The sequence below is a fragment of the Pseudolactococcus hodotermopsidis genome (genome assembly GCF_011170085.1).
GTDB classification, from domain to species: Bacteria; Bacillota; Bacilli; order Lactobacillales; family Streptococcaceae; genus Pseudolactococcus; species Pseudolactococcus hodotermopsidis.
On the sequence record NZ_BLLI01000012.1, the window covers coordinates 23,742 to 39,884 of the forward strand.

The 16,143-nt window shown below is 40.5% G+C and carries 18 protein-coding genes, 1 tRNA gene and 1 other RNA gene; 1 reads left to right on the forward strand and 19 read right to left on the reverse strand.

Features of this window, described 5'->3' with window-relative positions; translation table 11 throughout:
* Window positions 1-10: 10 nt before the first annotated feature.
* The 4 genes from Hs30E_RS03275 to Hs30E_RS03290 form a co-directional block, all read right to left on the reverse strand.
* Window positions 11-946, reverse strand: a complete 936-nt coding sequence (locus Hs30E_RS03275) for a DHH family phosphoesterase (RefSeq protein ID WP_172207928.1) — start codon at window positions 944-946, stop codon at window positions 11-13.
* 27 nt (window positions 947-973) lie between these two features.
* Window positions 974-2,257, reverse strand: a complete 1,284-nt coding sequence (locus Hs30E_RS03280) for a DRTGG domain-containing protein (protein WP_172207930.1) — start codon at window positions 2,255-2,257, stop codon at window positions 974-976.
* Window positions 2,250-2,792, reverse strand: coding sequence for a GNAT family N-acetyltransferase (locus tag Hs30E_RS03285; RefSeq protein WP_172207932.1), 543 nt, complete (start codon window positions 2,790-2,792; stop codon window positions 2,250-2,252). The genes Hs30E_RS03280 and Hs30E_RS03285 overlap by 8 nt, the downstream gene beginning before the upstream one ends.
* A gap of 108 nt (window positions 2,793-2,900) precedes the next feature.
* Window positions 2,901-3,251 (reverse strand): type II toxin-antitoxin system CcdA family antitoxin, encoded by a 351-nt coding sequence (locus tag Hs30E_RS03290; protein WP_172207934.1) that lies wholly within the window; start codon window positions 3,249-3,251, stop codon window positions 2,901-2,903.
* A gap of 275 nt (window positions 3,252-3,526) precedes the next feature.
* Here Hs30E_RS03290 and Hs30E_RS03295 point away from each other — a divergent pair, with 275 nt between their 5' ends.
* Window positions 3,527-3,970: a DUF1694 domain-containing protein gene (locus tag Hs30E_RS03295; protein ID WP_172207936.1), complete on the forward strand. Its 444-nt coding sequence runs from the start codon at window positions 3,527-3,529 to the stop codon at window positions 3,968-3,970.
* A gap of 184 nt (window positions 3,971-4,154) precedes the next feature.
* On the opposite strand, the gene Hs30E_RS03300 is transcribed toward Hs30E_RS03295, so the two are convergent.
* The 15 genes from Hs30E_RS03300 to Hs30E_RS03370 all read right to left on the reverse strand — a co-directional run.
* Complete coding sequence (locus Hs30E_RS03300; RefSeq protein ID WP_172207938.1) at window positions 4,155-4,676, reverse strand: methylated-DNA--[protein]-cysteine S-methyltransferase; 522 nt, start codon at window positions 4,674-4,676, stop codon at window positions 4,155-4,157.
* A gap of 158 nt (window positions 4,677-4,834) precedes the next feature.
* An RNA gene (gene ffs / locus Hs30E_RS03305) (signal recognition particle sRNA small type) lies at window positions 4,835-4,931 on the reverse strand.
* 2 nt (window positions 4,932-4,933) lie between these two features.
* On the reverse strand, window positions 4,934-5,410 hold the full coding sequence (tadA, locus tag Hs30E_RS03310) for a tRNA adenosine(34) deaminase TadA (protein ID WP_172207951.1): 477 nt from the start codon (window positions 5,408-5,410) through the stop codon (window positions 4,934-4,936).
* Window positions 5,410-6,168, reverse strand: a complete 759-nt coding sequence (locus Hs30E_RS03315; protein ID WP_172207939.1) for an MBL fold metallo-hydrolase — start codon at window positions 6,166-6,168, stop codon at window positions 5,410-5,412. The genes tadA and Hs30E_RS03315 overlap by 1 nt, the downstream gene beginning before the upstream one ends.
* Window positions 6,169-6,436: 268 nt before the next feature.
* Window positions 6,437-8,821, reverse strand: a complete 2,385-nt coding sequence (locus Hs30E_RS03320; protein ID WP_172207940.1) for a homocysteine S-methyltransferase family protein — start codon at window positions 8,819-8,821, stop codon at window positions 6,437-6,439.
* A gap of 5 nt (window positions 8,822-8,826) precedes the next feature.
* A complete protein-coding gene (locus tag Hs30E_RS03325; protein WP_172207942.1) occupies window positions 8,827-9,312 on the reverse strand; it encodes an ECF transporter S component in 486 nt (161 codons plus the stop codon).
* Window positions 9,309-9,986: a methionine synthase gene (locus tag Hs30E_RS03330; RefSeq protein WP_172207943.1), complete on the reverse strand. Its 678-nt coding sequence runs from the start codon at window positions 9,984-9,986 to the stop codon at window positions 9,309-9,311. The genes Hs30E_RS03325 and Hs30E_RS03330 overlap by 4 nt, the downstream gene beginning before the upstream one ends.
* 141 nt (window positions 9,987-10,127) lie before the next feature.
* Window positions 10,128-10,201 (reverse strand) — tRNA-Arg (locus tag Hs30E_RS03335).
* Between the two features lie 98 nt (window positions 10,202-10,299).
* Window positions 10,300-11,637: an LCP family protein gene (locus Hs30E_RS03340; RefSeq protein WP_172207944.1), complete on the reverse strand. Its 1,338-nt coding sequence runs from the start codon at window positions 11,635-11,637 to the stop codon at window positions 10,300-10,302.
* A gap of 95 nt (window positions 11,638-11,732) precedes the next feature.
* The gene (locus Hs30E_RS03345) at window positions 11,733-12,245 is read right to left on the reverse strand and encodes a GNAT family N-acetyltransferase (RefSeq protein ID WP_172207945.1); all 513 of its coding nucleotides are present in this window, start codon (window positions 12,243-12,245) and stop codon (window positions 11,733-11,735) included.
* A complete protein-coding gene (gene tsaE, locus Hs30E_RS03350) occupies window positions 12,245-12,670 on the reverse strand; it encodes a tRNA (adenosine(37)-N6)-threonylcarbamoyltransferase complex ATPase subunit type 1 TsaE (RefSeq protein ID WP_172207946.1) in 426 nt (141 codons plus the stop codon). Before tsaE ends, Hs30E_RS03345 begins: the two co-directional genes overlap by 1 nt.
* 36 nt (window positions 12,671-12,706) lie before the next feature.
* Window positions 12,707-12,937, reverse strand: a complete 231-nt coding sequence (locus Hs30E_RS03355) for a DUF3165 family protein (protein ID WP_172207947.1) — start codon at window positions 12,935-12,937, stop codon at window positions 12,707-12,709.
* Between the two features lie 92 nt (window positions 12,938-13,029).
* Entirely contained in the window at window positions 13,030-14,865 is a 1,836-nt protein-coding gene (typA, locus tag Hs30E_RS03360) for a translational GTPase TypA (protein WP_172207948.1), read from the reverse strand.
* A 146-nt stretch (window positions 14,866-15,011) separates the two neighbouring features.
* Window positions 15,012-15,290: a leucine-rich repeat domain-containing protein gene (locus Hs30E_RS11495; protein WP_172207952.1), complete on the reverse strand. Its 279-nt coding sequence runs from the start codon at window positions 15,288-15,290 to the stop codon at window positions 15,012-15,014.
* Window positions 15,291-15,403: 113 nt separating this feature from the next.
* The coding region (locus Hs30E_RS03370; RefSeq protein ID WP_172207949.1) for a hypothetical protein at window positions 15,404-16,143 on the reverse strand (740 nt) is incomplete at its 5' end.

Below are 16,143 nucleotides of genomic sequence, written 5' to 3' on the forward strand. Positions count from 1 at the left end.
ATTATACCACTTATTTTTGAAAATCAAGTAAATTATCCCTTAACTGCTGAAAAATAGTATCATTTTCTGCTGCTGAATAACTATTCGCTCCACTGGCTAATGGGTGTCCGCCACCTGCATGCTGCTTAGCAATTTGGTTAATCGGCGCTTGTTTTGAACGCATTCTGACACGGAAATGTCCGTCTGCTTGCTCAACAAAAATTGCCCATGTTTGAATTTCTCTGATTTTCCCAGGTGCTGAGACAATAGCTGAGGTTTCAGAATCCGAGATATTATAAGCTTTCATGCGTTCTTGCGTAATAAAAATTCGTGCCACACCTTCTGGTGAGATTTCCAAATTTTCATAAACATACCCTTGAAGTTGGGCAATTTTCATATCAAAGCTGTCCATTTCCCGCAAAAGTCCCGCGCGGTCAAAATCATACTCAGCAAGTCTAGCGGCTGTATAGAGCGTTTTGGGCGTGGTCGCAGGATAGAGAAATCGTCCTGTGTCACCGACAATGCCCGCATACAAAAGCCTTGCCGACTCACTAGAAAGTTGCAAGCTATTTTCAAGTGCCAAATTGGCGATAATTTCCGAGGCAGAGCTAGCTGTCGTATCAACCAAAAGCAAATCGCCATAGGCATCATCATTGGGATGATGGTCGATTTTGATAAGAAAATCGCCTGTTTGATAGCGGTCGTCGTCAATTCTTGGCGTATTTGCCGTATCAACTACAATAACGAGTTTGCCTTCAAAAGTTTGGTCAGAAACCTTATCCATCTTCCCCAAAAAAGCGAGACTTGGCTCATCAAAACCAACAGCTGAAACCTTTTTTTCTGGGAAATTTGTGCGTAGAATCTCACGCAAACCAAGTTGACTGCCGAGTGCGTCGGGGTCAGGGTTCTTGTGACGGTGGATAATGATGTCGTCGTAGGCTTTTATTCTTGTTAGTATATCGTTCATATCTCTCTTTTCTATTTCAAATAGCACTCAGTTAATCTGCACAGTAACCAAAACCTTACTAATAATCTGATAATCCAGATAGACCTCAAAGTCAATTGTGGCACCAAGCCTTGTCTCGCTGATAATCTTGGGATAAACTTCAAGTTCATCGTCAATTGCTACCGCGCCCATAAAATAAATCGTCATGGACTCGATGATAATGTTTTTATTCTTGGTTTTAGTCATGACGAGACCTGAAATATTACTAATAATCTCTGTCATCATGCCGTTTGCGATGTTACCAACATTGTTCATCATGAAAGGCTCAACAGTAAAAGTATAGTAAGATTGAACTTCTCGAATGGTGCGCGCAACATTGTCAGTCAGTGTGTGGGAAAACTGGCTCTGCTCAGCCGACTCCTGCATACTGCGGAGCATGTCAGACTTGCTGATAATGCCTGCGTAAGTGCTATCAGAGTTGACGACTGGCATGATGTCATAGCCGTCGAAAATCATCTTTTGACTGGTTGAGGCGACCGTCATCTCGAACTTGGCGAGCTTGGGATTGCGGGTCATTACCTTGTCAATGGTCGTACTGTTCTTTTTGCCTGTAACATCCCGCATGCTGACAACACCGACAACGAGCTTGTGCTGATTGATGACAGCAAAGCGGGACTCATTGGTTTTCTTGACCAAGTCAAGATAATCTTTAACTGTCGAAATCTCAAAAAGCGTTGGTGCGTGACTTTGATAAACATCTGCAACCGTTGTAATTTCCTTTTTAATCAGTTCATTTGACAAGGCACGATTGATACGACTGGCAACCGTGAAAGTGTCGTAATCAGTTCGCAAAACGGGAATATCATGCGCATTGGCATAATCTAACACCGCTTCCTCAACATCCACACCACCTGTGATAAGAACAGCGTTACGCTCATGTAAGGCAAGAAGTTGAATATTCGTGCGGTCACCAACAATCACGAGACCATCATGGCTCAGATATTTACGGATATTTTCCTTAGTCATCGCAGCAATGGCAAAATTACTAAAAGACTGACTCAGCCCTTTTTCCCCTGCTAAAACCTCGGCACTCGCAACTTTGGCAATCTCGCCAAAAGTCAGCGTTTCAATCACGCGCTGTTCAGTCGTTGCGATTCGTGTCGTGCCTGAACGGTCATTTATCGAAACCAAACCGCGCGACTGCGCCTCTTTAATGGCACGATAAGCCGTGCCGTCAGAGACCTTGAGCCGATTGGCTAGCCCACGTACACTGACTTTCTTGCCGACTTCGAGATCGTCGATATAATCAAGCAATTCTTGGTGTTTACTCATGATTTGCCTTTCTATAACACTTGAAATTCTTGATGATTTTGCTATATTCGTTAATTGCTTTGTAGCTCTTTTTTAAGGTATAACCTGATTTCTCTGCGACCTTGCAAGAGGCAAAATTTTCTGATTCAACTACGATGTCAAGATAGTACAAGCCAAACTCTGTCAAACCAATCTCCGTCAAAGTTCTGACAGCTTCAGTCATCAAACCTTGTCCCCAATAAGCCATGTTCAGCGCATAGCCAATTTCCGCTATCCGCTTCTTCTCATCTAGTTTGACAAAAGTAATCGTCCCAATCATTTTCTGCTCACTTTTGAGTTCAATCGCCCATTTTCCCAAAGGCGCTTTCATAAAAAAATTAGCAATCGCAAACTGAGTGTCAGCGATATTTTTATGCGCTGGAAAAATGTAAATCAAATTTTCGGGATTGCTAGCATAGGCATACATATCCTCGCTATCTGCCATAGTAAGCGGTCGCAAAAGTAAGCGCTCGGTTTCAATCGTGGTAAAAATCGCAAGTTTTTCATAGAGGTTCATGACTGTATTATAACACGTTTGGGGGGAATTTGCATAGGTAAACGTTTCAATTTTTGTTAAATTAAAACGATTATTTGAAAGATAAAAAGCAGCCAATTAGGCGCTTAACTAAGATTCAGTCAAAATTTTAATTTCTTGCTTTAACGCCTTGGTAAGAACAGATGAGAAATTTATATCAAGATTTTCAGCTTGCTTTGCCAAGTCAGCGGGAATTGTTGTATTTTTCTTGACCTTTAGAGTGCGCCGTAAGATTAACCTCAACCAGTTGCACGTAGGCATTAGGATTGTTTTTTTAACCTCTAACAAATCAGATGGCATAGGTGGAACATCAACTAAGACGAGGCCTAGCACTTCCCAAGCATTATGCACATCAGGAAAACGCACATCATAGTAAGTTTCAAAACCTTTGTCTGTCATTTTCTCAAATACAGCAGGATAGATAACAATTTTATCACGCATATTTTGACACTCCTTTTTTATTTTCACTAAAAAGCAAAAGAACTGCATTATAAGCCCATTTACTCTCGCAGTGATTTGTAAGTTTTAGGCGGTAAAGTATCTATGATGAGGAACTTTTGTACGGTTCGCCATTTAATTTTTCAACAAATTCAATGCGTCTTTTAGTTGCAACAGGTATTATCGTCAAAATATGCAAAGTTTTTAAAGCAGTCATAACCTATGAAATTTCCCCGCTTATCAATCACGCCTAACAAATTTTATGTTAAAATGGTAATATGACTAATATCGAAGAGCGACTAGATCGTGCAGCAAACGGTGAATATCGGCTCAATCCTGATGAACAAAATCTGTATCTCAATACTTTTCGGGAACGTGTTTTACTTGCCGTTACTTTTTCTGATGCGCAAAATTTGCGATTAAAATCACAATTTGACAACATTTTAAGTTATTTTGACGGTAAATATGCTAAAATTTTTGTCAAAATTTCTGGCAATTTATCTGATGATTTGTCGGCATTTTATCTGAAAATGGCGGTTAAACATCAATTTGAGGGACAAATTTTAACTAGCGATAATGCTGATGTTTATGGCATTGTGATTCATACAGATATGGCTGTTACCCTTGATAAAATTGGCTTGACAGATGTTTTTCCTGACATTGTATTGACAGCAGAAACGCCTAAAATTAAGAAAAGTTTCTTTGGTAAACTTTTTGGATAAAAGAAGCTGGGACAAAAGTCGAAATTTAGCTCATTCAGCAAACAGAAAAATCGCACAAAATTCGTTCATAAAACGTTGATTTCATGCGATTTTTCTATTATTTTGACTTTTCCCATCCTCGTTTTGGATTAACCTAAAAATTGCGATTATCTGTAAATAGCTGCAAAATTAGATGCATTCATTTTCAAGGCACAAACAGTTCACTCATCTCCACACCTTCAAATTCAAGCAATCTCCGTTTAACATCAATACCACCAGCATAACCTGTCAAACTCCCGTTGCTCCCAACAACACGATGACAAGGAATCATTAGCGAAATCGGATTATGCCCAACTGCGCCACCAACTGCTTGACTAGACATTTTTTCCTTGCCCATTTCCATGGCTAATTTCTGAGCAATTTCGCCGTAAGTGATGAGTTTGCCATAGGGAATATCACATAAAATCTGCCAAACTCGCTGACGAAAATCGCTACCGATGGGCGCTAAAGGTAAGTCTGCAATTGTTGGCTTTTTACCACAGAAATAACTATCTAACCATTTTTTAGCTAGGTCAAATACAGGCAGATTAGCATTTTCTACCCATTTATCAGAAATGCGACCACCAAAATATTTCTGATTTGCCAACCATAAACCATTCAGATTCTTCCCGTCACTTACAAGCGTTATTTTACCAATTTCTGAGAGATAAGTTGTCATGTTATACATATTCAAAGTTCCTTATCATTTTCTGCAAATAATGCCAATTTGCTTTGGCTAATGTCGGTCATTCCAATACCTCCATTTTAAACTCACGATAAGTTCTTAAACACATCTTATCAGTTATTGAAAAATATTGCAAAGATTTGTACGACACGCATTACAAGTATAAAAAACAAAAAAGGCACATACCCACCCTACTTAGGGCTGCTTGCTTCCGCATCTGACCCACTTCATAGACTGACTATTGCCTCATTACTATTATATCACACTTTTGCCTTTTTGCGACGATTTTTGAAAAAATTTTGCATCATTTCGGCACATTCTTTTTCTAAAATGCCAGATTCGACTTGTAAACGATGATTTAAGCGCTCATCTTCGAGAATTTGGTACAAACTTACCGCACCACCAAATTTAGGATTGGTTGCACCAAAATAGACTTGCGGCAGTCGTGCCAAGGAAATCGCACCCGAACACATAACACAAGGCTCAATCGTTACAAACAGCGCACAGTCAAGCAAACGCCAGTTGCCGACGACCTCATTTGCCAAATCAATGGCACAAATTTCTGCATGGTGGGTCGCTTTTTGATGCCATTCACGCGCATTAAACGAGCGGGCGATAATCTCACCATTCTTGACAATGACTGCGCCAATTGGCACTTCATCGTTATCTGCTGCCTTTTTGGCCTCACGTAATGCCTCGCGCATAAAATTATCTTTTTCTTTTTCGGTAAATGTTATCAAAATGTCTTAAAATCCCATGATTTATGCGGTTCAGCAAGTTCAGTTGACACACCTTGCGCCGCATTTTCAGCTTCTTTGCGTAACTGTTCCAAATCGCCAAACTGTGGCAAATGTGTCAGAACTAATTTTTTCACACCTGCTTGACATGCCGCTTGCCCCGCCTCAACACTTGACAAATGGTTAGGCATGTTTGATTTATCAGCAAAAAAGTAAACATCCGCTAACAGCATATCAACCCCATTTGCAAAGTCAATCAAACCGTCAAACCATCCTGTATCGCCAGTAAAGACAAGCGTTTGACCAGTTTTTCGCTCAATAATCCGCATCGCATAACATAGAATCGGGTGAACCGTCTCTTTGAAAGTTATATCGAAAGGTCCAACTTTCTGCACGCCATGAACATCATAAGCAATGCCTTTGGAAACGCCATCAAGCGTGAGATTTTTGAAAGCCTGCGCATCTTTATCATGACCGTAAATTTTGAGAATGGCGCTATCCCAATCGGGGTCGGTCTTAGGCCAAAGCTGACGATACTGGCGCAAAACACCAAGATCAGCGATGTGATCCTCGTGGTAATGACTGACAATCGCGGCATCCAAACACAAAGGCGAGATTTCATGCTCAAGCTCAGTTACCGCACGACTCCCCGCATCAATCAAAAGGTTAAAACCGCTATCACTTGTCAGCAAATACGATGTCGTTCCCGCATCTTTGTAAGGATAGCCACCCCAAACACCCAAAGCTGTTAATTTCATCTGATTTTTTATCCTTTCGTTTTAAAAACTTGGTAATTCTATTTTACCATAATTTTTTAAGGTTAATTTAAGGTAAGTGCCGTATAATAAATTTATTCCTAAAAAAACTTTTTCATTCTTACTCCGAAAACCGTCGCTCAGACAAAAACAGAGCGGTGTTTTTTTATTTCCAACAAGTAAAACCTGCTATTTTTTAATTTTAAACTAATTTAAAATTCACAGAAAATATACGATTCACATTTTTAGGAAGCGTTTTATCGTTTTTTTATTATTTTTTAAAAAATCGCTGCGCAATCTCAACGCTTGCCATGGCATCTTTGGCGTAATAATCCGCATCAACAAACTCACGATAGTCTTCATTTAGGACAGCACCGCCAACCATAAATGTCGTGTCTGGCGCAGCTGCCTTGACTGCCGCAATCGTTTTCTTCATATTTTGAACAGTCGTTGTCATCAAAGCCGACAAGCCAACAAGTTTGATGTCTTGCGCAATAACCGTGGCAACAACAGTCTCAATCGACACATCTTTTCCAAGGTCCACAACATCATAACCATAATTTTCCAAAATCATCTTAACAATATTTTTACCAATATCATGAATGTCCCCCTCAACAGTGGCAAGCAAAATTTTTCCGAGATTTTCAGACTGCTGACCCGATTGGGCGAGTTTGTCTTTCAAAACTTCTTGCGCATTTTTGGTCGCCTCTGCTGATTGCATGAGTTGTGGCAAAAATAAGTCACCGTTTTCAAATTTAGCGCCGACAACATCAAGTGCTGGGATAAAATAGGTGTTGACGATGTCAAGTGGTGTCATTGTTTCAAGTAATTTCCTCGTCTCAGTAGCAGTCAATTCCTTGCGACCTTTGATAATCATGTCTTTCAAATCTAAGTTTTCAGCTGTTTTGACTGGTGCTGCACCATTGGCGCCAGCCGCAGACACTGCGATATTAGCCCCTTGCTCTTTGTCAATGAAATCCGCAGAATTGGCATCTTGTCCTGTAAAAACACGAATTGAACGCACAACGCTCATCATATAATCTGACAGCGGATTCATAATTGGCGCATCAAGCCCTGCACCAAAAGCCTGTGCCAAAAATGTGCCGTTTAAAAGCGCACGATTTGGCAAACCAAAAGAAATATTTGACAAGCCAACGACCGTCTTACAGCCTAGACGCTCCTTGACAAGCCGAATCGTGTCAAGCGTGACAGGCACTTGGTCTTGCTGAGCAGAGGCCGTCAAAACAAGCGGATCAATCATCACACGGTCGGGCGTAATGCCATACTTACCAGCCTCATGTACGATTTTCTCCGCAACTTGATAGCGTTTCTCAGCCGTTTCGGGAATGCCATCATTATCAAGACACAGCCCCAAAACCACGCCACCATATTTGGCGACAATCGGAAAAATTTTGTCCATACTAGACTGCTTGCCATTGACCGAATTAATCAGCGGAACGCCGTTATAATGCCGCGCACCAGCCTCAAGCGCCGCAATTTCTGACGAATCAATCTGCAAAGGCAAATCAAGTAAGGACTGGAGTTCTGTAACCGTTTTGATCATCATCTGCGCCTCATCAATCTCGGGCAGACCAACGTTGACATCCAAAATATCTGCACCCGCATCACGTTGCGCAACCGCCTCTTTGATAATATAACTAACATCATCTTTACGAAGCGCCTCCTTAAGACGAGGTTTCCCAGTCGGATTAATCCGCTCGCCAATCAAGGTCAGACCGTTGCCAATTTCAACCGTTTTCAAACCAGATGTGACAAAAGTCCCCGATTTCGTCTGAGGCACAACTTTTTCAGTTTTGTTGATAATGGTGCGCAGTTGTCTGATAAACTCTGGTGTCGTCCCACAGCAACCACCCACTACCGAAACACCTTTATCTAGGAGTTTTTGTGTGTAGTCGGCATAAGTTTCAGGCGAAATTTTATAAACTGTCTCGCCATGCTCCATTTGAGGCAAGCCAGCATTTGCCTGTACCATGACAGGCACTTGAGCGTAGTCCAAAATCGTTGCTACAATTGGTGCTAGTTCCTTTGGTCCAAGTGAACAATTAACCCCCAGCACATCAACGCCAAGATTCTGCAAAGTTAGCGTTGCAGTCTGGGGATCAGTGCCGACAAATGTTCGCCCGTCCTCTTGATAGGTCATGGTCACAAAAACAGGCAAATTCGTCTTTTCCTTGACCGCAAGAATGGCGATTTTCGTTTCTAACAAATCAGCCAAGGTTTCGATAATGACCAAATCTGCCCCTGCATTTTCAGCAAGAATCGCTTGTCTTGCAAACATATCATAGGCAGCTTCAAATGACAAAGTCCCCATTGGTTGCAATAACTGCCCCGTTGGTCCCATATCATAGGCAACATATTTCGGATTCGCTTTTTTAGCGAGTTTGACTGCCGTTGTGATAACTTCTGCCAATTCCTCAGCGGTCATTTTAGTCGTGTTAGCTTGAAAAGTATTAGTTGTGATAACATCCGCTCCCGCTGCAACATAATCAGCATGAATCGCCGCAACTATTTCTGGGTGCGAGAGATTAAAATGCTCTGGAATCCCACCAATCGGCAGTCCACGATTCTGCAACTGCGTCCCCATTGCCCCATCAAAAAGCAAAATTCTATCTTTTAAATCGTCTAAAATCGTCATTTTATTTACCTCTTTATATATACTTGTTTATTTTTGAAAATGGTCACTAACACTGGAAAAAAGAGCGCCGTTGACACGGCATGCGCAAGGTCAAAAGTCAGACCACTGAGCCAAAAAGGTAGAAAGCTAGCGCCAAATAGGCGAGCTGAGAAAATAGAAATCACAAATCCATACAACATGGTCAAACAAAAAATGATAATCGTTCTATAAATTAAATTTCTAACCCCTTTGAACAGCCCAAAACCAATTGTCAAAATCACTGCATAACTCAAAATCTGTCCAATAATAATTGGCGAAAAGCCCATCAAAAAACCTGTCACAAGCATCGTTAGCGAACTGACAAATAAGCCGTCAACTAAGCCAAAAGTTAGCATGATCACAAAAAATAAGGCTGTAATTGGCTTGATATTAGGTAAACTACCAAAAGCAAGTCGCAACACACAGGAAAGGGCTGTCAATAGCGCAAGTTTCGTTAATTTTCTTATCGTCATTTTTCAATATTAAACCCAGCAGCCGCAACTAATTCAGAGGTCAGGTATTCAGGTGCTTTGCGCCGCGGACGAGCCAACTTTTCATCATCAAACAAGCCAATAATTGCTGTCACTGATTTTCTTGGCACCATCAGATTCGTTTCGGTCAATGTCAAACCAAGTTGCTTGTCAGCTGCCAAAGTTTTCAAAAATTGCGGCTGAATATCAAGCGACAAATCGCCATATCCTGGCGAAAAACGGCGATTCAGCGTATAGTTTGAAAATTTTGTGTTCATATCAACTTCAGCTAAATCACAAACTTTTTCAATATAATCAACACAAGCCGAATCTAAAATGAACGCTTTAGTCATCTCAGACAATTCATAAAGTCTGATTTGTCGTTCAATTTCAATGCCCAAAGTTGCCGCTAAAAGCACAACTTTTTTCGCATTTTTCAACTGATTAAAAATAGTTTTCGACTGTAAAACCAAGTCTGTATGGGTCACATGAACCGCAAAATTTTCCGCATCCAATGTAAAATCATAGGCTTGATAAAAATAACGCGCATTCGATATTTCCTGTACTTCAAGCATCAAGTCATCAACCAAACTCGACAGATCATCTGTCAGCTCTTGCTTACGTTTATAACCCAGATAGCGCAAAACTTCACTTTTTTCCAAAGGTAGATACTGCATACTGCCTCCAATTTATACTTGTCTCAATCATAACATAATTTTAACTAACTGACTAATATTTAAAAACTGAATTTAACTATAAAGAATGCCTATATCGCAAAAAAATACCTCATCCGACAAGAATGAGGCATTTTTTTGCGATGATCCCAGCAGGATTCGAACCTGCGACCGTTCGCTTAGAAGGCGAATGCTCTATCCAGCTGAGCTATGAGACCATTTGGCAGACTCTAAAATTCAATTTCCAGAGCGCCCTTAACACTACTAAATTCTACCAAAAATTAACCGTTTCGTCAAACTTTTTTATTGACTTAGATTAATCAGTAGGCTCATATTGTTGCGATGACGACTCACTATTGGTCTCTTGTGTTGGCTCATCTTCATAACTGTAATAATAGTAACCAGCTGCCTCCTCATTATCATCAGTAGCTGTATTAGACTTTTCTACTGCTTCATCTGCTGTAACTTGTGTGCCATCCGTCAACAACGTTTTTTCCGTTGTTTGTCCATCAACCGTTATCAAGATTGTCGGCAATATCGTCTCTGTTGACAAAGCACCATAGTAATTTTCAAAAGTAACAATCCCAGTTGACAAAGACTTCTTAGCTGATTTACCAAGCGACAAGCGCAAAGCATTTTGCACACTGAGCAAGTTATTCTCAGGCATGACCTGATAAGAACCACCATCAATCATCTCGCCAACACCTTGTAACTTAATCGAACACATTTTTTTAAAGGCATCTTTGTAGCCAAGTAAACTTGTCAAAGATTTCGCATTCACTGCAAAATCGGTTTTCATATTGCCCGAAACAGCTTGTAAAATTTTCTCGTAATTCGCCACGGAATTTAGGCTCAAAACTTTACTCACAACTTGCGTAATGACCTCACGTTGCCGCGCCTGACGACCAATATCACCCTCAGGGTCTTGATGACGCATGCGCGCATAAACCAAGGCTTGATCGCCGTCAATGTGCTGCACACCAGACTCAATCGTTGCTGTATAGTCAGGCTCAGTCTCCTCAATTGAAATCGGAAAATCAAGCGTATTATTGACGTCAATGCCACCAACAGCATCTACCAAGTCTTTCAGACCATTCATGTTAATCAGCGCATATTTGTCAATATCCAAGCCAAGTTGCTGCTGAATAGTTGCCACAGCAGTAGCCGTCCCACCAAGAGAATAAGCAGCATTCAACTTATCCGTGGCAAGAAAATCGCCATCAGGATCAACAACATCCGTCAACATATCACGCTCCAATGAAACCATTGTCGTCGTATTCGTTTGCGGATTAATCGTCATGACAATCATCGTATCAGAAAGCCCTTCCCAAAGATCCGCACGAGTCTTATCGCCCGTATCAATTCCCATTAACAAGACCGTCAATGGTTTTGTTGCCTTGATAATATCATCAGATTTCTTACTAGAACCAAGCCCCAACTCTTCAAAAGTACTACGCATAACATCTTCTGTCCGATGAAGCACAATCGTCCCATAGGCAAAGATTCCCCCAGCAGAAATCACTAAAAATGCCAAGCTACCAAGCAAAATCTTTTGCCAAAGTTTCATTTTGGACTTGCCATGTTTAGCAGTCATTTTCTTATCTTCTAAAGCCCTATCATTTCGACCACGATAAGTTTCTCGATTTCGTCTCATATTCCTATTTTATCAAATTTTAGGATTTTTCACTTGAAAATCTAGTAAATGTCATGGAATTGTAATCTTTTAGTCTTTTTAATTTTAAGGAGACTTTAAAAGAATTGCACCATTTCTAGCACATCAATCAACTGCCCATTCTCATCTTTTGCACCATATTTTCTAATCGACTCAATTTCAAAGCCATTTTTTTGATAAATGTGAACAGCCTTCTCATTGCGTTTTTGAACCTGAAGCTCCAAACGTTTAATGACACCTGTTTCTTCTACAAAGTCAATCATATCAGCCATTAGAATGCTGCCAATACCATAGCCCTGAAAAGATTTACGAACAGCAATAAATAGTTCCCCAATATGCCGAATGCGCTCATGAAAATCAGCCGTCAGACTAACGACACCCGCAATTTCCTCCTCAACCAAGGCTAATAAATAAGCATTATTAGCCTTTTCATTAATTTGATTCAGATAAGCAATCATGTCATTTTCTGTCATCAAAATCCCTGCATCATCTAAGGTTAAAAAATGCGTTTCCTTGCCAACCGCATTCAAAAAGTCAATCAATTTTTGTGCATCTTTTGGCTCAGCCGCTCTTACAATTATTTCTGCCATTATCCTATATATGCCTCATATCTTTTGCCATGTGCAATCAATTTTAAATGTCGACTAGCCGTTAAAGGCTCAAAAATAATTTCCAGATAGTCGTCAGGTAAATCTTGTGCCAAAAGCTGTCCCCACTCGATAACGGTCACACCATTACCAAAAAGATAATCGTCCAAATCAATCGAGTCAGGATCGTCGCCAATCCGATACACATCCATGTGATAGAGAGGTAGCCGCCCCTCATCGTACTCACGGACAATGGTATAAGTCGGACTTTTAATCATCTGATGAATGTCAAGCCCCAGTCCAAGCCCCTTGGTAAATGTCGTCTTACCAGCACCTAAATCGCCCGTTAGAACAATAATATCGCCAGCCTTCAATTTTCTACCCAAATTTTCAGCAAAATCAAGCATCTCTTTTTCATTCATTTTCATACTATCATTATACCAAAAAAACAGCCTTTCGACTGTTTATAGTTGGTTAATTTCACGAATACCTTCTGCCATCAGAGCAAGCCCAGCCAATATCACAAGTCCCTGCAAAATTGACGTTTTATTTTGAACAATCAAGCCGATTACCACCGTCACAGCCAAAACCGCGCCAATAATAACAACAAAAAGGTTCAAATTTTTCTTAATCTCATCAGGTGCTAGAAAAATATAAAACAGAACAAAGAGTGCTAATATAATCAAGTAAAACATGGCTACTCCCTTAGTGATTGAGGAACGAAGTGACGAAGAGCTTAGGGAAGTAGCTATATACAACGTGGCTAACCAGCCACTAAATTAAACGCTTACCCTTTTTTCTTCTTATTTGCTTTTTCACGTTCCGCTTTATTCAAAATTTGTTTCCGCAAACGGATAGATTCTGGTGTGATTTCAAGATATTCATCATCCGCCATAAATTCAATTGATTCTTCAAGCGTGAGAATACGCGGCGTTTTAATAACATTAGTCTGGTCTTTATTAGCCGAACGGACATTCGTCATTTGTTTTGCTTTGGTCACATTAACCGTCAAGTCATTTTCACGAGAATTTTCCCCGATAATCATGCCCTCATAAACTTCAGTCCCTGGATTGACAAAAATCGTGCCACGTTCTTCAACGCCCATAATCGCATACGTCGTTGTTTTACCCGTATCAATTGACACAAGCGCCCCACGACTACGACCGCCGATTTGTTCGTGAATCATCGGCAAATATTGATCAAAAGTATGGTTCATAATACCATAACCACGTGTCATTGACAAAAATTCAGTCGAGAAACCAATCAAACCACGAGCAGGGACAAGGAAGATGAGACGAACTTGGCCATTGCCGGTATTAATCATATCCTGCATCGCCCCCTTGCGCTCAGAAAGCGCTTGGATGATTGAGCCTTGGTACTCCTCAGGTGTATCAATTTGAACACGTTCAAATGGTTCAGAACGTACACCATCGATTTCACGTTCGATAACTTCAGGACGCGATACTTGCAATTCATAACCCTCACGACGCATTGTTTCGATAAGAATTGACAAATGGAGTTCCCCACGACCAGAAACAATCCAACGGTCAGGTGAATCAGTCGGGTCAATACGTAAAGAGACATCAGTTTGCAATTCTGCTTGCAAACGTTCTTCAACTTTACGGGACGTTACCCATTTGCCCTCACGACCAGCAAAAGGTGAGTTATTGACAAGGAAAGTCATCTGCAAAGTTGGTTCGTCAATATGCAGAATCGGCAGTGGCTCAATATGGTCAGACGGTGTTACCGTTTCGCCAACAAAGATGTCCTCCATACCCGAAACAGCAATCAAATCACCTGCTTTAGCCTCTTTGATTTCAACACGTTCAAGACCAAAGAAACCGAACAATTTTGTCACACGGAAATTTTGCTTAGCGCCATCCAGTTTAGACAAGGTAACGCTATCGCCAACTTTAATCGTCCCACGAAAAACACGTCCAATACCAATACGACCTACGAAATCATTGTAATCAAGCAAAGAAACTTGGAATTGCAAAGGCTCATCTGAATTATCAACTGGCGCAGGAATATGGTCAATAATCGTTTCAAATAAAGGTTCCATCGTATGTTCTTGCGTCTTAAGGTCATCAGAAAGACTTGACGTGCCATTAATAGCTGAGGCGTAAACAACCGGAAACTCAAGTTGGTCTTCATCCGCACCAAGCTCAATCAAAAGCTCAAGCACTTCATCAACCACTTCTTCTGGACGCGCTGACGGTTTGTCAATTTTATTGACAACAACAATAGGTGTCAAGCCTTGATCCAAAGCCTTTTTCAAGACAAAACGCGTTTGTGGCATCGTTCCCTCGTAGGCATCGACAACCAAAACAACACCGTCAACCATTTTCATAATCCGCTCAACTTCACCACCGAAGTCCGCGTGACCTGGCGTATCAAGGATATTGATATGTTTCTCTTTATATTTTACAGCGGTATTTTTGGCAAGAATGGTAATGCCACGCTCTTTTTCAAGGTCGTTTGAGTCCATAGCGCGATCGTCAAGATGTGCGCGAGCGCTCAAAGTATCAGATTGTTTCAAAAGTTCATCAACCAGGGTCGTTTTGCCGTGGTCAACGTGGGCGATAATGGCGACATTCCGAATGTCTTCGCGTAATTTAGTCAAGATTTTTTTCCTTTAATTTATATTCTACTTCAACTTATATAGTATACCATATTTTTACTAAAATGCAAACAAACGCTTTTATTAAGCGTTTTCATCTGCTTGAAAATGAGATTATTAATTTTTTGTTCAAAAAAATCTATTTAACTTCAAAAGTCAACAAGTAAATTTGAAACATCTAAACTCTTTAACTCATTATGATAACACTGTAATTCTTTTAGTTCTGTCAATCCAGATACATTTAAACTTGTCAAGTAGTTATAGTGACAATCTAAATACTGTAATTTTTTTAATCCTGATATATCAATACTCTCTAATTGATTAGTACCACAATGTAAATAAGTGAGATTTTTAAAGAGATTAATTCCTGTTAAGTCTTTGATACCATGTTTATTAACCGTTAATTCCGTAACAGCATTGACATTAATTTTGTACTGTCGCTCTCCTTCAGAGGTTTCTCTATAGGCTCTGTTGCTATTAAGTTCGACCTCAAAGCCTTTCTAAACCCCTCATCTGGAAAATTTTTCGCTGACAATTCAACTCAAAAATCTTCCGCACCAACAGTAATAACTTGCCTAACAAAAACATCATTATACTTAGCATTGCCTACTCGAATAGCTATTACCGCTATCTCACCAACAGACCTAACGGTCACATCTTGCCCGCTAAGCGTTGCCCCTGTTGTACTAGCATTGCTAATCGCATAAATAAACCTACCTGTCGTACCACCTTGAGCGACTAATTTAAGTTTTTTAGTTTGATTAAAATCAAGGAAATTTCCTGATGTGAAAATAAGGGGTGCTTGATTCGCTTTGACAGTTGTGATAGTAATATCTTTTGAGGCAGTACCGTAGTCACTCGTTGCTGCTTTAGTTGCTGTAACGACAATCGTACCAGGTGTTTTGAACGTCACTTCCCCTGTCGTTGCGTTTACTTTACCAGCAGAACCTGATTTTACCTTGAAAGTAACCTTGCCGTTGCCTTTACCTGAAACATTGAGTGTACATTTTTCATTCCATGGATAATCAGAAATTTCGTCAATCTCAAGCTCTGGTATTGCCTTATCTGCTATTACTGAAATAACTTGCTCAACAGAAACATCATTATACTTCTCATCGCCTTGCCGAGTAGCAATTACTGTCAAATTGCCCGCGGCATTAACCGTCAGATTTTGACCGCTAAGCGTTGCACCTGTTGTGCCTGCATCTTTAATAGCATAAGTAATCTTACCAGCTGTGCCACCTTGGGCAACCAATTTCAATTTTTTAGTTTGGTCAAAAT